The sequence below is a fragment of the Arthrobacter sp. K410C genome, from assembly GCF_059090105.1.
In genome coordinates this window covers 195,153-211,008 of record NZ_JBNHFJ010000001.1, presented here as the reverse complement: position 1 = coordinate 211,008, position 15,856 = coordinate 195,153, and the positions used below count along the sequence as shown (strand labels likewise).

Below are 15,856 nucleotides of genomic sequence, written 5' to 3'. Positions count from 1 at the left end.
CCTGAGCACCCGGCAGGCGGGCAACTGACCGTGCCGCTAGGCCAGCTGGCGCTCGATCCGGGCGGCGCTTTCGGCAAGGGCAGCCCCCACGGTCTCCGGATCATGGGCGGAACGGATATAGACGACGGCGAGCGCGGCCGGGCGTCCGCCAGGCACCCGAACCGGGGCTGCCAGCGAGGATACGCCCGCAATGACTTCGTCGTGGCTGGCCGAGTATCCCTTCCGGCGTGCCTCGCCCGCCTCCGGGCGGTAGGGGGTTCCTGTGTTCAGCCGGTCCCATTCGGCTTCCGTGAGTGCCGACTGGATGGCAATGCCGGGTGCACCGGCATTGATCGGGTGCCGGGTGCCGGGATGCTGCGCCACCGTTGCCCCTGAATGCCTCGGCTCAACCGTGACCAGGGTGATGCAGTCGTGGTGGTCCCACACCGCCACGAACGCCGTCATGTCGAGGGTATTGGCGAGGTGCGTCAGCTCGGGAAGCGCCGCGGCCTGGAGGTTCCGCGAAACCCCGCGCGCCAGGACAGCCAGCCCGGGCCCCGGCTGGACCTTGCCGGCGTCGTCCCGCACCAGGAGCGAATGGTCTTCAAGGGTCCGCAGGATCCGGTAGGCCACCGACCGGTGCACCCCCATGGCGTCAGCCAGTTCCGCGATGGTCATCGGGCCGGGGGCGGCGGCGAGGATTTCCAGGGCACGGATGCCCCTGGACAGCGTCTGGGACGCGGAAGCCTGCGCCGGCGCGGTGCCTGAAGGGGCTGCGGCGGTGGGGGTCATGGTTTCCATCCTAGGTGGCCGGCGTTCCGTAGCTCCTATTGTGGCCCAATCCGCACACTTTTTCGAAATGTGAACCGCGGATTCACATATGGAACTCAGCATCCAAGGCGTCCGCGGGAGTGAAAATCTCGGCAGGGCGTGTTCTGCCTCACAAATTCGTAGTACCCTTCTAACTAACTGACCGTTCTGTCGGTAATCCTGAAGGCGTCCCGGCGGCAAAGCTGCCACTGAACAATGGAGTTTCAATGACCACACCGTCCAAGGTGGACACCCTTGCCGGCCCCAGCACCCGCCGGGAGGAACGCAAGGTCCTCGCCGGCACCCTGGTGGGCACCACCATCGAGTGGTACGACTTCTTCATCTTTGCCCAGTTGACCGCAACGCTGCTGTCACCGCTGTTCCTGGCACCGCTGAACGAATCGAACCCCGGCCTGGCCCAGATCCTCTCCTTCGCCCTGATCGGCATCAGCTTCCTGTTCCGGCCGCTCGGCGCCGTCGTCGCAGGCCACCTGGGCGACCGGCTGGGTCGCAAGGCCGTGCTTGTGATGACGCTCGTGATGATGGGCGCTGCCACCGCCTTGATCGGCATGCTGCCCACCTATGCCCAGATCGGCGCGTGGGCGCCTATCCTCCTGATCCTGCTCCGCATCCTCCAGGGATTCTCTGCTGGAGGTGAATGGGGAGGGGCGGCGCTGATGGCGGTTGAACATGCGCCACTGAACAAACGCGGCCTGTTCGGTGCCTACCCGCAGATCGGTGTGCCGATCGGCATGATCCTCGCAACCGGCCTGCTGTTCCTGCTCAACACCAGCATGCCACGGGAAGATTTCACCACATGGGGCTGGCGCGTGCCGTTCCTGCTCTCGATCGTCCTCATCGTTGTTGGCTACCTGATCCGCCGCGCCGTGGCCGAAAGCCCGGTGTTCCAGGAAATGGCCGCACGGAAGCAGGAAAGCAAAGCCCCGCTGGGTGAGCTGGTCCGGAACCACAAAAAGCCGGTCCTGTACTCCACCATGATTTTCATCGCGAACAATGCTGCCGGCTATCTGCTGATCGCCTTCTTCATCGCCTACGCCACCCGGACCCTGCAGATGCCTACACCCCAGGTTCTCCTGGCCACCACCCTTGCGTCGTTCGGCTGGCTGATCTTTACCTTGGCGGGAGGCTGGCTCTCGGACCGGATCGGCCGGGTCAAGACGTTCCTCACGGGTTACGCCATCATCTTCGTCTGGATGATTCCCATGTTCGCCCTGATAGACACGAAGAACATCTGGCTCTACGGTGTGGCCCTGTTCGTCCTCACCATCGGACTGGGCCTCTCGTATGGCCCCATGTCGGCGATGTACGCCGAAATGTTCCCTGCCAATGTCCGCTACTCGGGCATTTCCATCGGCTACGCCTTCGGCGCGATCTTGGGCGGCGCGTTTGCGGCCACCATCGCCGAGACCCTGCTGCAGACCACCAGGTGGACGGGCTCCATCGGCATCTACATCATGGTGCTCTGCGTCATCTCGGCCATCGGCGTGGTGCTGGCCAAGGAAACCAAGGGCCGGCCGCTGGGAGTCAGCCACCACTAGTCCCCACCGTCGCCCTAACCTCGCTTCGCTCGGCCAGGGGACCCTGATGGCGTGGGCCCAGCCCTGTCTATCCGGCAGATGGTCCGACCGGGAAGCCCCTGAAGACAGGCCGACGGCGGGCCCGGACCATGTGGTCCGGGCCCGCCGCCGTGTGGCTGGAAGTGCTACTGCCCCAGGAAGCTGATGGCGGCGTCGTCGGTCAGTTGTTCGAAATGCCGGTAGAAGCTGCCCACCGCACGGAACTTGCCCGGCACGTGCAGGCAGAGCACGGCGTCGCAGACGCGCTCCACGGAGGCCTCGGCATCGATGGACGCCACCGGGGCGGCGGCCACCACGGTGGCGGCCCCACCTTCGCGGACTGCCTCGACGGCGGCCCGCATGGTGGCGCCGGTAGCCAGGCCGTCGTCCACCAGCACCACAGTCTTCCCGCGCAGGTCATGGCCGGTGCCGGGGTAGAGGTCCACGCGGCGAAGAAGTTCGGCGCGCTCGCGCTGCTCCACCTCATCAAGCCACTCGCGGCGCACCCCGTGCTCCAGGACGCGGTCAAGCAGGGGTTTGTTGAGGAGCCGGACGGTGCGGCCGCGTGCCCACGCCAGTGCTCCATAGGCGGTCTCCTCATGGCCGGGGATGCCCAGTTTCCGCACCAGCACCGTTCCCAGGGGAAGGTAGAGGGCCTTGGCCGCCGCAGCGGCCACGGGGATCCCGCCACGTGCCAGGCCCAGGACCAGGGTGTCCGGCCGCTCCCGGAACTGCGGAAGCACCGCGGCCAGGCGCTCGCCGGCCTCCATGCGGTCTTCGAAACGCGTAACCATCTGCTCCTCCAGGCTTGCCTGCACCTGGTTTCAGCCTACCGCCAGCCCCGGTGGCCGGCGCCCTTGCCATGCGGCAGGGACGCGGGACCTAGATGGCCAGGAACGCGATGGCGGCCTGCTTGAAGGCCCGGCTGGTAACGGCGTTGGTGTGGTTGCGTCCCGGCAGGACAAGCTGTTCGGCCATGGAACCGGCGCTTGCCGCCAGCTCAGCGAGTTTCGGAAGGCTGCCCACCCGTTCGTCCTGGTCGCCGGAGACCAGGAGCATCGGAACGTGCGGGACGGCCTCGGCGGGGTCGTAGGGTTCGGCCTTGATGGCCTCCACCAGGGACAGGAGGGCAAAGATGTTGTTGCTGGGCAGCAGCAGGGCCATCTTCAGGAGGCGTGCGGTGGACTCGTCAGCTATCGGGGTGCCGTCGGCCAGGTAGTCCTGCGCGGCCACCAGGTCGAACTCGGCCAGCGGATCGGCGGTGTTCGCTCCGCCAAGAACCAGGCGGTGGACGATTTCCGGCTGGGTGGCGCCGAACTCCCAGGCGAGCCGGGAACCCAGCGAATAGCCCACAACGTCGAGTCCGCTGGAAGGGTCATCCTCCTGCAGCGGCCGGACACCGGCGTCGAACGCGGCCTGGAGCAGGTCCGCCCGGATCCTGCTGGGGGAGTAGGAGTCGCGGTCCTCCGGCGCGCCGCTGCGGCCGTGCCCCGGCAGGTCCACGGTGATCACCCGGCGTCCGGCCTGCAGCAGGGCCTGCACCCAGCCGGTGTCCTCCCAGTTCAGCTTGGAGGAGGAGGAAAAGCCGTGCAGCAGCAGCACCGGCCGGAGCCCGGCGTCCTCCGCCGGTTCGTGAACCCCCACGTACAGCTGGGGGTCCGTACCCTCGACGGTATGCGTTTGCTGTTGGCCGGTGTGCCTGCCGCTCATGCTGTCAGTCCTCATCAACTCATGCGTCCGGGCAGACCCGGCGCGACGGTGCCTGGCATCACTCTACCTGCCGTGCTGGTGCCCCGCGGTGCCGGAGGTCCGGCTTGCGAAGCGGGCTCCCAGTGCGCAGGCGAGGGCGATGCCGGCGATCAGGGCAAAGGTGCTGAAAAGCTGCACGCGGCTGGTGGCGGCGCTGAAGCCGACCGCAAAGATCAGTCCCAGCAGGACCAGGCCAACGATGGTGAGGCCCGGGAAGCCCTTCATCCGCAGGGGGAGTGGAATGCCCTCCCGGTCCGCGCGCCGGCGCAGCACCAGCTGGGATACCAGTGCGCTGCCCCACACCACCAGGCAAGTGGATCCCACCAGCTGGAAGAGGGCCGGAAGGATGCGCTCCGGAAACAGCAGTTCCAGGACGGTGGCAATGAAGCCGAATGCAACGGAGACCGCAACCGCCAGCATGGGGACGCTCTGCCCGGCCAGCCGGGACAGGAAAGCCGGCGCCTCCCCCCGCTCAGCCAGCGAATAGACCATCCGCGACGCGCCGTACAGGTTGGCATTCAGCGCAGAGAGGAGTGCTACGACGGCCACCAGGGTTATGGCGGTGGCGGCACCCGGGATGCCGGCGACACCGAGGACGCCGGCGAAAGGCGACGCCAGCCCGCCGGACGTGGCGGGAAGGACGGCCGCGATGACGAATACCGAGCCGATGTAGAACACCAGGATCCGCCACACCACGGTGCGGATGGCTTTTCCCACGCTGTGCTCGGGATCCTCCGTCTCCGCTGCCGCCACGGAAACGATCTCCGTTCCGCCGAAGGCGAAGATCACCACGAAGAGTGCCGAGGCGATGCCTCCCAGTCCTTGGGGGGCGAAGTCCGTGGTGAGGTTTGCCAGGCCCGGGGAGGCAACGTCCGGCAGGAGTCCCAGCAGAAGGGCTGCGCCCACTATCAGGAACAGGACGATCGCGGCCACCTTGAGGATGGCGAACCAGAATTCGAACTCCCCGAAGTTCCGGACCCCGGCCAGGTTGATGCCGGTGAACACCACCATGAACACGAGCGCGAGAGCCCAAACCGGGATGACGGGCCATACCGAAAACAGCAGCCCCGCGGCACCGAGTGCTTCGGCGGCGATGACCACCACCAGCTGCAGCCACCACAGCCACCCGATGGTGGCCCCCGCGGTCTTGCCCAGGGCCCTTTCGGCGTAGACGGAGAAGGCCCCGCTGTTCGGGTTTGCCGCCGCCATCTCACCCAGTGCCCACATCACCAGGATGATGAGTGTCCCCGCCACAAGGTAGGAGACCAGCACCGCGGGGCCCGCCGCCTGGATGCCGGCGCCGGAACCGAGGAACAAGCCGGCGCCGATGGCGGATCCAAGCCCCATCATGGTGAGCTGTCGGGGCTTCATGCTGTGGCCGAGGTGGTGCTGTGGGCGGGCGGGGGCGGACTTCGTCGTCATGGAAGTGAACCTTCTTGGGGTCTTGGGTTTTCATCCTCTTGGGACCACTCGAATTTACCGCCTGGCGGGCGCCCTGCCGAACCGCCCCGGCTGCGCCCCCGGGCGCATCCGGCCCGGGCCGCGTTTCCGCTGTGAGACACATTTCTGGTTTATAGCCTGCTGCCCTTAGAATCAGTTATGGTCATGTTGACTATAACTACTGTGGCCACGCAGCCGGACCGTTATGAGTGAGGAGGTGGATGCATGTACTACAGCTCAGCGAACGTTTCCGAGCGCCGTGCCGCGCCCCCTTCGCTTGCCATCTCCACGGTGATCTTCGCGTTGCGTCCCAGTGAAACGTCGGGCCGGCCCACCCTGTGGCTGCCGCTGGTGCGCCGCATCCGCGAACCCTTCAAGGGGCTGTGGGCCCTGCCGGGCGGACCGCTCAGCCATGAGGAGTCCCTCCAGGACGCCGCATCACGGAACCTTCGGGAAACGACCGGCCTGGCCCCCAACTACCTCGAGCAGCTGTACGCCTTTGGCGGCCTGCACCGGTCACCCACCCAGCGGGTGGTCTCCATCGTCTACTGGGCCCTGGTCCAGCCGACGGAGGCAGCGCTGGCTGACGTTTCAGAGAACGTGCGGTGGTTCCGGGCGGACCGGTTGGGCGACCTGGCGTTCGACCACAACGCGATCGTGGACTACGCACTCTGGCGCCTGCGGAACAAGCTGGCCTACGGCTCGGTGGCGTACCACCTCCTGGGCGAGTACTTCACCCTGGCCCAGGTCCGCGAGGTCTACGAAGCGGTCCTGGACCGCCAGCTGGATCCCGCCAACTTCCGGCGCCAGCTCAGGTCCACCCCGGAAATCGAAGAAACAGACCACTTCCTCCAGGGCGGCAAACACCGCCCGCCCCGCCTCTACCGCTTCACCGGCCGGCCCGGCCTTGATCCAGACAACAGGAGCACACTATGAGCAGCGTCAACACCGCAATCCAGCTGATCACGCGTGAACAGGCCGAAAAGGGCGCAGCCGCCAAAGGCAGCACCTGCAGCCCCGCCCTCGCCAAGGGCCCATGGGACTACGATCTGGCAGAGGCGCTCGCCGGCATCCCGGCCTACGGTCCCGGAGCCTCCAGCGCCGACGTGGCCCCGGCGGCCACACCACGGCAGGGACAGCTGCCCGAGGAATACAAGCTGGCCAGCGACGCCGAGCTTGCCGAACGCATCACCGCCGCCAAAGCGGCACTGGGGGACCGGGCCGTCATCCTGGGGCACTTCTACCAGCGGGACGAGGTTGTCCAGTACGCGGACTTCGTGGGCGATTCCTTCCAGCTTGCCAACGCCGCCCTGACCCGGCCCGACGCAGAGGCGATCATCTTCTGCGGAGTCCACTTCATGGCCGAAACTGCGGACATCCTCTCCAAGCCCGACCAGGCCGTCATCCTGCCCAACCTCGCCGCCGGCTGCTCCATGGCGGACATGGCCGACGCCGATTCGGTGGCCGAGTGCTGGGAACAGCTGGAGGAAATCTTCGGCACCGAGCCCGACGCCGACGGCCGGGTTCCGGTCATTCCCGTCACGTACATGAATTCCTCGGCAGCCCTCAAGGCGTTTTGCGGCGAGCACGGGGGCATCGTGTGCACCTCGTCCAACGCAAAGACAGTCCTTGAATGGGCCTTCCAGCGGGCACAGCGCGTGCTGTTCTTCCCGGACCAGCACCTGGGCCGCAACACGGCCAAGGCGCTGGGCGTGCCGCTGGAGCAGATGCCCATGTGGAACCCGCGCAAGGAGCTCGGCGGCAACGTGGAGCAGGCGCTCCTGGATTCCCGGGTGATCCTGTGGCACGGGTTCTGCTCGGTACACAAGCGCTTCACTACCGCCCAGATCGACAAGGCACGGGCCGATTTCCCCGGCGTCCAGGTGATCGTCCACCCGGAATGCCCCATGGAAGTGGTGGACGCCGCGGATTCCGCCGGTTCGACGGACTTCATCAAGAAAGCCATCGCCGGCGCCACGGAGCCCACAACCTTCGCGATCGGCACCGAGATCAACATGGTGAACCGGCTGGCTGCAGAATATCCGCAGCACACCATCTTCTGCCTGGACCCCGTCATCTGTCCCTGCTCCACCATGTACCGGATCCACCCCGGCTACCTCGCCTGGGTGCTGGAGGAACTTGTTGCCGGCCGCGTGGTCAACAGGATCACCGTGGACGACGCCGTGCAGGCCAATGCCCGGACCGCCCTCGAGCGCATGCTCGCGGCCAGGCCATAGCGAAAGCCTCCCACCATGTTCGAACGAGGGACGGTCCCGCCCGGGGCCAGCTCAGGAGCTCCCGCCCGGCGGCGGCTCCTCGTCGTCGGAAGCGGCATCGCCGGCCTGTACGCCGCCCTGCTGGCGGCCGACGCCGGTGCCGATACCGTCCTGCTGACCAAGGGCCGGCTGGACGAGAGCAACACCTGGTACGCGCAGGGCGGGATTTCGGCCGTGCTCCAGGACCCCGCGGCCGGCGATACCGTGGCCGCGCACATCGCGGACACGCTGCGGGCCGGGGCGGGGCATTGTGATGAAGGGGCCGTCCGGCTCATGTGCACCGAAGCGCGGCTGGACATCGAGGGCCTCCGGCGCTTCGGCGTGCGCTTTGACATGGGGAACGACGGCGGCCCGGCCCTTGGCCTCGAAGCCGCCCACAGCGCGCCACGCATCCTCCATGCCGGCGGCGATGCCACCGGTGCCAGGGTCGCCGAAGCCCTGATCCGTTCCGTGCTTACAGCACAGGCGGAAGGAAGACTCAAGGTTCTGAGCCGGGCCTACGCAACCGCCCTCCTGCAGGACGGCGGCCGGGTCACCGGACTGGAGTACCTGCAGGACGGCGGTACCGCCAGCATCGAAGCGGATGCCGTTCTGCTGGCCACCGGAGGTGCCGGACAGCTGTTCGCCCAGACCACCAACCCCGGCGTTGCCACCGCCGACGGCCTGGCGCTCGCCGTCCGTGCCGGCGCAGCCACCGCAGACCTCGAATTCTTCCAGTTCCACCCGACCTGCATGGTGGACACGGCTGGCGAACCTGCCGCCGCAGCCGGGCCACTGCTGATCTCCGAAGCGGTCCGCGGGGAAGGTGCCATCCTGGTGGACTCCGGCGGGCGCCGCTTCATGCGTGCCTACCACCCCGACGCCGAACTCGCCCCGCGAGACGTCGTGTCGCGGAGCATCGCCCTCCACCTGGCCAAACTCGGCGACCCCAACGGCCACGTCTACCTCGACGCACGGGTCATAGAGCAGGCACGCGGCGCAGGGTTCCTCGAGCGCCGGTTCCCCACCCTCACCCGGAAGACCCGCGAGGCCGGCATCGACTGGACCCGTGAACTTGTCCCCGTGGCACCGGCGGCCCACTACTGGATGGGCGGCGTCGCCACCGATTACTCCGCACGCACCAGCATCCCCGGGCTCTACGCCGCCGGTGAAGTCGCCCGCACCGGTGTCCACGGGGGAAACCGTTTGGCCAGCAACTCGCTCCTCGAAGGACTCGTCTTCGGCCGCCGCGCTGTTGAGTCTTTCCTCTCCTCGCCCGACGGCGTTGGCTGGGTGGCGCCTGACGGCGCCCCTCCGCATGCTAGCTCGGCCGCGGGCGGCCTCCCTTTGACGCATGCTTCCGGGGCGCCGTCAGGCACCGGGTCGGAGCGTGCCTTGGGTGCCGCTCGAGTACAACAGGCTGGCGGGGCCGGTTACTCGCGGATTGGGGGCCTGGATGCTCCGTTTTCGCGGGAGGCTCTTCGGCGGGTGATGACTTCACATGCTGGGGTTTTGCGGTCAGGGGAGCTGCTCGGGGAGGTTGCAGGCACCCTGGAGCGGTGGGCCGGCGTCGTTCCATCCCCAGCTCCTGTTCCTGCGCATGCTCCTGCTCCTGGCGAGCTTGATGTTGTGGCTGCGTATGAGGACCGGAATCTGCTGTTGGCTGCCCGGTTGCTCGTTGCTGCCGCGCTGGAACGCTCCGAATCCCTTGGTGCCCATTACCGCAGCGACGAACCCGTCGAAACCATTGAACTTCGTCCGAAAGCGAGCCTTGTCCATGACTGAGCACTCCGTAATTGACCAGGCTGTCCGTCCCCGGCCCGTGCCCGGCCTGACCCTTCCGGCAGGGCCCGTCCGGGAAATCCTGGAACGTGCCTTCGCCGAGGACGCGCCCGCAGGGGACATCACTTCCCAGCTGCTGATCCCGGCCGCCGCCCGCGCCACGGCCGTGCTGAACGCCCGCGTGCCCGGCGTCCTGAGCGGGGCCACGGTGTTCCGTGATGCCATGCAGCTGGTGGATCCGGACATCAGCGTTGAATTGCTGGTGGCGGACGGGGAGGCGTTCGACGCCGGCACCCACCTCGCCCGCGTCAGCGGCCCCGCCAGGTCCGTGCTGCTCGCCGAGCGGGTTGCACTCAACCTGGTCCAGCGGATGTCCGCCATCGCCACCCGGACCGCCCAGTTCGTGCAGCTGACAGAAGGCACGCGGGCACGGATCACCGACACCCGCAAAACCACCCCCGGCCTGCGGATCCTGGAGCGCTTCGCCGTCCGCTGCGGGGGCGGGGCCAACCACCGGTACAGCCTCTCGGACGCCGTGCTGGCCAAGGACAACCACCTGGCAGTAATGACCGGCGGGGATCCCGCCAGGCTCACGGAACTGCTGCTCGAGGCCAGGGCGCACCTGGGCCACACCACGCACTTCGAAGTGGAAGTGGACCGGATGGACCAGATCGAACCGGTCCTGGCGGCAGGCGTGGACACCATCATGCTGGACAACTTCCGCATCGAAGAGCTGGCCGCAGGAGTTGCCCTGGTGGCAGGACGGGCCCGGGTGGAAGCCAGCGGAAACGTCAACATCCACACGGTCGCAGCGATCGCCGCCACCGGCGTGGACGTGATCTCGGTCGGCGCCCTGACCCACACAGTGGCAGCCCTTGACCTCGGCCTGGACGTGGAACTGACCGTCCGGTGAGCGCACTGTGATTTTCCTGGACGCCGCCGCCACGACCCCGGTCCGCCGTGAGGTCCTCGAGGCCATGTGGCCCTACCTCACCGGAGAATTTGGAAACCCGTCCAGCCACCACACGCTGGGGGAGTCCGCCGCGCGGGCACTCGCCGATGCCCGCGCCTCCGTGGCCGCCGCACTGGGCTGCCGGCCGGGCGAAGTGACGTTTACATCGGGAGGAACCGAAGCGGACAACCTGGCCGTAAAGGGCATCGCCCTGGCCCGGCAGGCCGCGGACCCTGCCTTGAACCGGGTAGTGATCAGCGCCGTCGAACACCCGGCCGTGGAGGAGTCCGCCCGCTACCTGGAACGCGTCCACGGCTTCAGCGTGGACGTGGTCCCGGTGGACAGCTCCGGGCAGGTGACTCCCGCGGCGCTCAAGGATGTCCTCCGGCCGGAAACGGCGCTGGTCAGCGTGATGTACGCCAACAATGAGGTGGGCACCGTCCAGCCGGTCGCGGAGCTGGCCGCCCTGGCCCGGGAGCGCGGAGTCCCCTTCCACACCGACGCCGTCCAGGCGGGGGGCTGGCTGCCCCTGCACACCAAGGCCCTCGGCGTGGACGCAATGAGCATTTCCGGCCACAAACTGGGGGCGCCCAAAGGCTGCGGGGTGCTCTTTGTCCGGGGCCGGACAAGGGTGGAGCCCCTTATCCACGGGGGCGGGCAGGAACGGGGCCGGCGGTCCGGCACGGAGAACGTTGCCGGGGCCGTCGGCTTCGCCAGGGCCCTGGCGCTCTCGCAGGCAGGCCAGCAGGACCAGCAGGCAAGGGTCGCGGTGCTTCGGGACAACTTCATCAGTGCAGTGTTGTCCGCCGTCCCCGGGGCGGTCCTCACCGGCCATCCCTCGGACCGCCTTCCGTCCGTGGCGTCATTCTGCTTCCCGGGCACCAGCGGCGAGTCCGTGCTGCTGGAACTGGATCGCCAAGGGGTGGTGTGCTCCAGCGGCTCGGCGTGTGCCGCCGGCTCGGATGCACCGTCGCCGGTGCTGACGGCATTGGGGATTCCCGCCGAGGTTGCCCAGACGGCGGTCCGGTTCAGCTTCGATGCGTCCGTCACCGCGGAGGACCTGGACGCTGCGGCCGCCGCTGTTGGTTCCGCCGTCACGAGCGTCAGGGCCCTGGGCGCGGGCTGACGCCGCTGCCCAACGGTTACCCAGCGGGTGCTGCGCAACGGCGCTACCCAGCGGTGCGACGACGGCTCGGGTGGGCGTCAGTACAGCTCGCCCACGGGGATATCCACCGCCAGCCGGTTGGCCGGGCCCGGCAGGGGGCACGCCCACGCCTCGTTGTAGGCGCAGGACGGGTTGTAGGCAAAGTTGAAGTCCAGGACGAATGTGGCATCCGGGCCGGTGCCCTGGACGCCGTGGAAGGCGCCCTTGATGGTGTCCAGGAGGTACCGTCCGCCGCCGTAGCTGCCGCCCGGCTGGCCGGCGGTCGCATCCCTGAACGGCACGAAGATGCCGCCGCCGTATCCATGCAGCTTCCATACAGCCAGCTGCCCCATTTCCGGCAGGTCAAACGTGCCCAGCCGGATGAAGTGGACCACGCCGTCAGTACCGGTGTCCACTGCCATTTCCCGGCCTGCGCCCTCCTTGGTCAGCGGCACATGGAACCGGTAGATGGGGTCGTAGTCGGCCGTTTTGAGGCCGGAGAACAGCGCCTTGCCTCCGGCAGTGAGGGCCGAGGCCGGGTGGGTGGCAAACATGAGGTCCCGCTGGTGCCGCCAGTAGGAGTGGGCTTCCGCCGGGTTTTCGGCGGAGATCTTCCGGACGTTTTCGTAAAGCGCAAAGGTCCGGAGCCGCCAGTCGGCGATGTCGACGGCGGAAATGTCCGCGGGGTTTTCTTCGGCCGTGCCGTGCTGTTCCGCCATAGTCCCCAGCCTAGTCCCCGTGACACGTATGCCGGTCCCGTCGCGACACGCCCGCCGGGTGCGCCCGGTCCTGCCGGTGGCGTCCCGGACAGTCGGGGCGTAGGGGAAACACGCCCGCCGGCCGCCGTGCCGGGCAGGAAAGCGCCGCTAGGCTGGCTTCATGAGAGGCAAGGCACCGGTTCCAGTCCTGTCCGCGGTTTTCCTGCTGGCCGCCGCCCTGACCGTGCCTGGATGCTCAGGGCAGCAGGAAAGCGGTCCTGGTTGGCCCGCGCGGCCTGACGCGACGCCACAGTCAACTGCCGGCCCAAGTGCCGGTTCCGGAGCGTCAACGGCACCTGCCACGGAAGGTGCTTCCGCCACGGCCACCGCGGGACCATCACCTGCCCCCACGGCCGCTGCCTGGAAGACGTTCTCCGATCCCGCAAGGACAGTAAGTTTCGAGCTGCCCCAGGACTGGATCGCCCAGTCCGTGACGCCCGACGAGGGGACGCTCCCTGGCGCGCTGAAGATCGAGGTCAAGAAGCCCGACGGCACGTTCATGGCTGCCTTGCGGACTGGACTGCCGCCGTCGGCCGCTGACTGCCCCGAAAGCGCCCGCAAGCCGTACACCGTGATCAGCAGCCTGCCGGTGGACGTGGCGGCCGGGGGCGGCGAGGGGACCATTCCGCCACGAATGGTGTTCCGGGTGATCCAGGGGTACAGGTTCTTCGGGTCCTACGGCATCACAAACGTGGTGGGCGGCGCCGGCAACCAGGCCTGCGAACTTCGGAACGTGGTCCGCGGACCAGCCGGCAAGGGGGACTGGTCCTTCGGCGACCTGGTGTCCCTGAAGGCGTTCGCGCCGGACCAGAAGGTGGCGCCCGCGAAGGCGTTCGACACACTTGGGCAGGCGGCGGAGTATGTGGAGGGAAGCACGGACTTTGCCAACGTGCAGCGGATGCTAATGTCTCTGGAGATCAAAAACTAGTCCCGCTGCCGGCTCCCACAGGTGCCGGAAGGGCGGCGGCTTTCCTTCCGACGCCGACACCCCGGAGATTCATGGAACGCTCTGTTTCCGCACGCCTGGCCTTCCGCACCGCAGCCAACACCAAGGTGGCCATGGCCATCGCAGTGGCGCGGAACAGCGGCTATTCCTCGTTCGAGGAGTCCTTGTCCGTTAGGGCGGACGGCGAGGAGGTGGCGCTGACCGAGATCGGCGACCACCACGGCGGCAGGTTCCACTACATGGAGTTCAGCGAACCCTCCGACGTGATAGTGGAGTACGCGGCCACGGTAGCCGGCCGGGGGGAGCCGGAGGCCACCGCTCTCGCCGACCGCATCCGCTACGTCCGTCCCAGCCGGTACGCGGAGTCGGACCGGCTGCTGCCCACCGCCTATGCCGAATTCGACAGCGTCTCCGGCGCCGGCCTGCTGCAGGCGGTGCGCAACTGGGTCCACGGCGAACTCCGCTACCTGAGCGGCTCATCCCGCGGCACGGACGGGGCCGTGGAAACGCTCCTCAGCAGGCGCGGCGTGTGCCGGGACTTCGCGCACCTGGCCATCGCCCTGCTGCGGTCCAAGGACATTCCGGCCCGCCTGGCGGCGGTCTACGCCCCCGGCCTCAACCCCATGGACTTCCACGCCGTGGCCGAGGCCTACGTGGACGGCGCCTGGCACGTCATCGACCCCACGGGCCTGGCCCCGCGCGAGTCGATGCTGCGCATCACCGCCGGCCGGGACTCCTCCGATACCGCCTTCCTCTCGACGGTGGGCGGCAGCCTGGTCCTCAACCAGCTGAAGGTCACCGCCGTCGTTAACGGCGACCTGCCGGTTGAGGACGCCGGCCGGCTGGTGCAGCTGGGCTAGCGTTTTCCCAGGGAATCCCGGAGTTTGTCCGTCAGCCGCCGGAGCTCCTTCTGCTCCGCCGGAGTCAGGGCCGGGCCCACCAGCGCTGAAATGTCGCGCACGTGCTCGCGGCCAATCTCCTTCTGGAGTTCCCGGCCTTCGTCGGTGAGCTGGATCAGGATGCCGCGGCCGTCCTCCGGTGCGGGCATCCGTGCCACCAGCCCGCGCTTCTCCAGCCGCTCCACCAGCCGGCTCAGGCTGGACTGGCTTAACAGGACGTTGTCGTTGAGCTCGTTGAGCCGCAGCCAGCCGGAGGGGCAGCGGGACAGCGTGAACAGGACGTCGTACTCGTTCACCGCGAGCTTCCGGAAGGCCGGGCCGGACTGCAGCTTGCGCATCACAGCCACCTGGGCCCGGAACAGCGACTCCCAGGTCTCCGCCGCGAGACGGACGGGCGATTCCGGTCCTCCGGCAGCCATTACGCCTCCGCCGGGGTCTTTGCGGCGTCCTGGGCAGCCAGCAGCGTGGCGACCCGGCCTGCGTGGGTGGGCGGCTCCGGAACGTGGGCGGGTTTGCGCGCGGCGTACTCCTTGCGCAGCACGGGAAGGACTTCCTCGCCGAACAGGTCCAGCTGCTCCAGGACCGTCTTCAGCGGAAGGCCGGCGTGGTCAATCAGGAACAGCTGCCGCTGGTAGTCGCCGAAGTGCTCGCGGAAGGTCAGGGTCTTTTCAATGACTTCCTGTGGGCTGCCCACCGTGAGGGGCGTCTGCGCGGTGAAATCCTCCAGCGACGGCCCGTGCCCGTAAACGGGGGCGTTGTCGAAGTAGGGCCGGAATTCCTTGACCGCGTCCTGTGAGTTCTTCCGCATGAAGAACTGGCCGCCCAGGCCGACGATCGCCTGGTCCGCCTTGCCGTGCCCGTAGTGCTCGTAGCGCTCGCGGTAAAGGCCGATCAGCTGCTGGTAGTGCTCCTTGGGCCAGAAGATGTTGTTGGCGAAGAAGCCGTCACCGTAGTACGCAGCCACTTCGGCGATCTGCGGCGTCCGGATGGACCCGTGCCAGACGAAGGGGGCGACGCCGTCGAGCGGGCGGGGCGTGGAGGTGAAGTTCTGCAGCGGAGTGCGGAACTTTCCGGACCAGTTTACGGTGTCCTCGTCCCAAAGCCGGCGCAGCAGGCTGTAGTTCTCGATGGCCAGCTCCACGCCGTCCTGGATGTTCTTGCCGAACCAGGGGTACACCGGGGCAGTGTTGCCGCGGCCCAGGACCAGGTCCACGCGCCCGTCGGCAAGGTGCTGGAGCATCGCAAAGTCCTCGGCGATCTTCACGGGATCGTTCGTGGTGATCAGCGTGGTGGCCGTTGACAGGATGATCCGCTCGGTCTGCGCCGCGATGTAGGCGAGCGTTGTGGTGGGGGAGGAAGAGAAGAACGGACGGTTGTGGTGCTCGCCCAGGGCGTACACGTCCATCCCGATCTCTTCGACCTTTTTGGCGATGGCAACCGAGGCCTTGATCCGCTCGTTCTCGGTGGGAGTGCGGCCCGTGGTGGGGTCCGTGGTGATATCGCTGACGCTGAAGACGCCGATCTGCATGATGTGCCCTTTCCTGAGTTGCGAGCTTGGTTCAAGT

At 67.8% G+C, this 15,856-nt stretch carries 15 protein-coding genes; 8 read left to right on the top strand and 7 right to left on the bottom strand.

Annotated features, from left to right (window positions below; genetic code table 11):
* Positions 1-36: 36 nt before the first annotated feature.
* The gene (locus tag AC5RU7_RS01035) at positions 37-771 is read right to left on the bottom strand and encodes an IclR family transcriptional regulator (RefSeq protein WP_494050724.1); all 735 of its coding nucleotides are present in this window, start codon (positions 769-771) and stop codon (positions 37-39) included.
* 245 nt (positions 772-1,016) lie between these two features.
* Between AC5RU7_RS01035 and AC5RU7_RS01030 the strand changes: the two genes are divergently transcribed.
* Positions 1,017-2,348: an MFS transporter gene (locus AC5RU7_RS01030; protein WP_494008607.1), complete on the top strand. Its 1,332-nt coding sequence runs from the start codon at positions 1,017-1,019 to the stop codon at positions 2,346-2,348.
* Positions 2,349-2,512: 164 nt separating this feature from the next.
* Here the strand turns inward: AC5RU7_RS01030 and AC5RU7_RS01025 are convergent, their stop codons facing one another.
* The 3 genes from AC5RU7_RS01025 to AC5RU7_RS01015 all read right to left on the bottom strand — a co-directional run bounded on the left by AC5RU7_RS01025 (position 2,513) and on the right by AC5RU7_RS01015 (position 5,537).
* Positions 2,513-3,160: a phosphoribosyltransferase gene (locus AC5RU7_RS01025; RefSeq protein ID WP_494051335.1), complete on the bottom strand. Its 648-nt coding sequence runs from the start codon at positions 3,158-3,160 to the stop codon at positions 2,513-2,515.
* Between the two features lie 88 nt (positions 3,161-3,248).
* The gene (locus tag AC5RU7_RS01020; protein ID WP_494008606.1) at positions 3,249-4,076 is read right to left on the bottom strand and encodes an alpha/beta fold hydrolase; all 828 of its coding nucleotides are present in this window, start codon (positions 4,074-4,076) and stop codon (positions 3,249-3,251) included.
* Between the two features lie 63 nt (positions 4,077-4,139).
* The gene (locus AC5RU7_RS01015; RefSeq protein ID WP_494008605.1) at positions 4,140-5,537 is read right to left on the bottom strand and encodes an amino acid permease; all 1,398 of its coding nucleotides are present in this window, start codon (positions 5,535-5,537) and stop codon (positions 4,140-4,142) included.
* A gap of 243 nt (positions 5,538-5,780) precedes the next feature.
* On the opposite strand from AC5RU7_RS01015, the gene AC5RU7_RS01010 reads away from it, so the two are divergent.
* Genes AC5RU7_RS01010 through AC5RU7_RS00990 form a run of 5 tightly spaced genes read left to right on the top strand, consistent with a single transcriptional unit; the run spans position 5,781 to position 11,670 of the window.
* Positions 5,781-6,491 (top strand): NUDIX hydrolase, encoded by a 711-nt coding sequence (locus tag AC5RU7_RS01010; RefSeq protein ID WP_494008604.1) that lies wholly within the window; start codon positions 5,781-5,783, stop codon positions 6,489-6,491.
* Positions 6,488-7,792 (top strand): quinolinate synthase NadA, encoded by a 1,305-nt coding sequence (gene nadA, locus AC5RU7_RS01005; protein WP_494050723.1) that lies wholly within the window; start codon positions 6,488-6,490, stop codon positions 7,790-7,792. The genes AC5RU7_RS01010 and nadA overlap by 4 nt, the downstream gene beginning before the upstream one ends.
* A gap of 15 nt (positions 7,793-7,807) precedes the next feature.
* The gene (locus AC5RU7_RS01000) at positions 7,808-9,595 is read left to right on the top strand and encodes an L-aspartate oxidase (protein WP_494050722.1); all 1,788 of its coding nucleotides are present in this window, start codon (positions 7,808-7,810) and stop codon (positions 9,593-9,595) included.
* Entirely contained in the window at positions 9,588-10,505 is a 918-nt protein-coding gene (gene nadC / locus AC5RU7_RS00995; RefSeq protein ID WP_494050721.1) for a carboxylating nicotinate-nucleotide diphosphorylase, read from the top strand. Before AC5RU7_RS01000 ends, nadC begins: the two co-directional genes overlap by 8 nt.
* Before the next feature lie 7 nt (positions 10,506-10,512).
* Positions 10,513-11,670, top strand: coding sequence for a cysteine desulfurase family protein (locus AC5RU7_RS00990; RefSeq protein WP_494050720.1), 1,158 nt, complete (start codon positions 10,513-10,515; stop codon positions 11,668-11,670).
* Between the two features lie 77 nt (positions 11,671-11,747).
* Here the strand turns inward: AC5RU7_RS00990 and AC5RU7_RS00985 are convergent, their stop codons facing one another.
* Positions 11,748-12,407 carry a DUF1684 domain-containing protein gene (locus tag AC5RU7_RS00985; protein WP_494050719.1) on the bottom strand — a complete coding sequence of 220 codons (660 nt, stop codon included), beginning with the start codon at positions 12,405-12,407 and terminating at the stop codon, positions 11,748-11,750.
* A 160-nt stretch (positions 12,408-12,567) separates the two neighbouring features.
* Here AC5RU7_RS00985 and AC5RU7_RS00980 point away from each other — a divergent pair, with 160 nt between their 5' ends.
* Both AC5RU7_RS00980 and AC5RU7_RS00975 read left to right on the top strand, forming a co-directional pair.
* Positions 12,568-13,374 (top strand): hypothetical protein, encoded by an 807-nt coding sequence (locus tag AC5RU7_RS00980; RefSeq protein WP_494050718.1) that lies wholly within the window; start codon positions 12,568-12,570, stop codon positions 13,372-13,374.
* Between the two features lie 71 nt (positions 13,375-13,445).
* On the top strand, positions 13,446-14,252 hold the full coding sequence (locus AC5RU7_RS00975; RefSeq protein ID WP_494050717.1) for a transglutaminase-like domain-containing protein: 807 nt from the start codon (positions 13,446-13,448) through the stop codon (positions 14,250-14,252).
* On the opposite strand, the gene AC5RU7_RS00970 is transcribed toward AC5RU7_RS00975, so the two are convergent.
* Positions 14,249-14,710, bottom strand: coding sequence for a MarR family winged helix-turn-helix transcriptional regulator (locus tag AC5RU7_RS00970; RefSeq protein WP_009356527.1), 462 nt, complete (start codon positions 14,708-14,710; stop codon positions 14,249-14,251). The two genes, AC5RU7_RS00975 and AC5RU7_RS00970, sit on opposite strands and share 4 nt — an antisense overlap.
* Positions 14,710-15,819 (bottom strand): LLM class flavin-dependent oxidoreductase, encoded by a 1,110-nt coding sequence (locus AC5RU7_RS00965; RefSeq protein ID WP_494008596.1) that lies wholly within the window; start codon positions 15,817-15,819, stop codon positions 14,710-14,712. The genes AC5RU7_RS00970 and AC5RU7_RS00965 overlap by 1 nt, the downstream gene beginning before the upstream one ends.
* Positions 15,820-15,856: the final 37 nt, after the last annotated feature.

Excerpts from the sequence above, each read along its gene's own strand:
- AC5RU7_RS01035 (WP_494050724.1), bottom strand. The coding sequence starts at position 771 with ATGACCCCCACCGCCGCAGCCCCTTCAGGCACCGCGCCGGCGCAGGCT.
- AC5RU7_RS01030 (WP_494008607.1), top strand. The coding sequence starts at position 1,017 with ATGACCACACCGTCCAAGGTGGACACCCTTGCCGGCCCCAGCACCCGC.
- AC5RU7_RS01025 (WP_494051335.1), bottom strand. The coding sequence starts at position 3,160 with ATGGTTACGCGTTTCGAAGACCGCATGGAGGCCGGCGAGCGCCTGGCC.
- AC5RU7_RS01020 (WP_494008606.1), bottom strand. The coding sequence starts at position 4,076 with ATGAGCGGCAGGCACACCGGCCAACAGCAAACGCATACCGTCGAGGGT.
- AC5RU7_RS01015 (WP_494008605.1), bottom strand. The coding sequence starts at position 5,537 with ATGACGACGAAGTCCGCCCCCGCCCGCCCACAGCACCACCTCGGCCAC.
- AC5RU7_RS01010 (WP_494008604.1), top strand. The coding sequence starts at position 5,781 with ATGTACTACAGCTCAGCGAACGTTTCCGAGCGCCGTGCCGCGCCCCCT.
- nadA (WP_494050723.1), top strand. The coding sequence starts at position 6,488 with ATGAGCAGCGTCAACACCGCAATCCAGCTGATCACGCGTGAACAGGCC.
- AC5RU7_RS01000 (WP_494050722.1), top strand. The coding sequence starts at position 7,808 with ATGTTCGAACGAGGGACGGTCCCGCCCGGGGCCAGCTCAGGAGCTCCC.
- nadC (WP_494050721.1), top strand. The coding sequence starts at position 9,588 with ATGACTGAGCACTCCGTAATTGACCAGGCTGTCCGTCCCCGGCCCGTG.
- AC5RU7_RS00985 (WP_494050719.1), bottom strand. The coding sequence starts at position 12,407 with ATGGCGGAACAGCACGGCACGGCCGAAGAAAACCCCGCGGACATTTCC.
- AC5RU7_RS00980 (WP_494050718.1), top strand. The coding sequence starts at position 12,568 with ATGAGAGGCAAGGCACCGGTTCCAGTCCTGTCCGCGGTTTTCCTGCTG.
- AC5RU7_RS00975 (WP_494050717.1), top strand. The coding sequence starts at position 13,446 with ATGGAACGCTCTGTTTCCGCACGCCTGGCCTTCCGCACCGCAGCCAAC.
- AC5RU7_RS00970 (WP_009356527.1), bottom strand. The coding sequence starts at position 14,710 with ATGGCTGCCGGAGGACCGGAATCGCCCGTCCGTCTCGCGGCGGAGACC.
- AC5RU7_RS00965 (WP_494008596.1), bottom strand. The coding sequence starts at position 15,819 with ATGCAGATCGGCGTCTTCAGCGTCAGCGATATCACCACGGACCCCACC.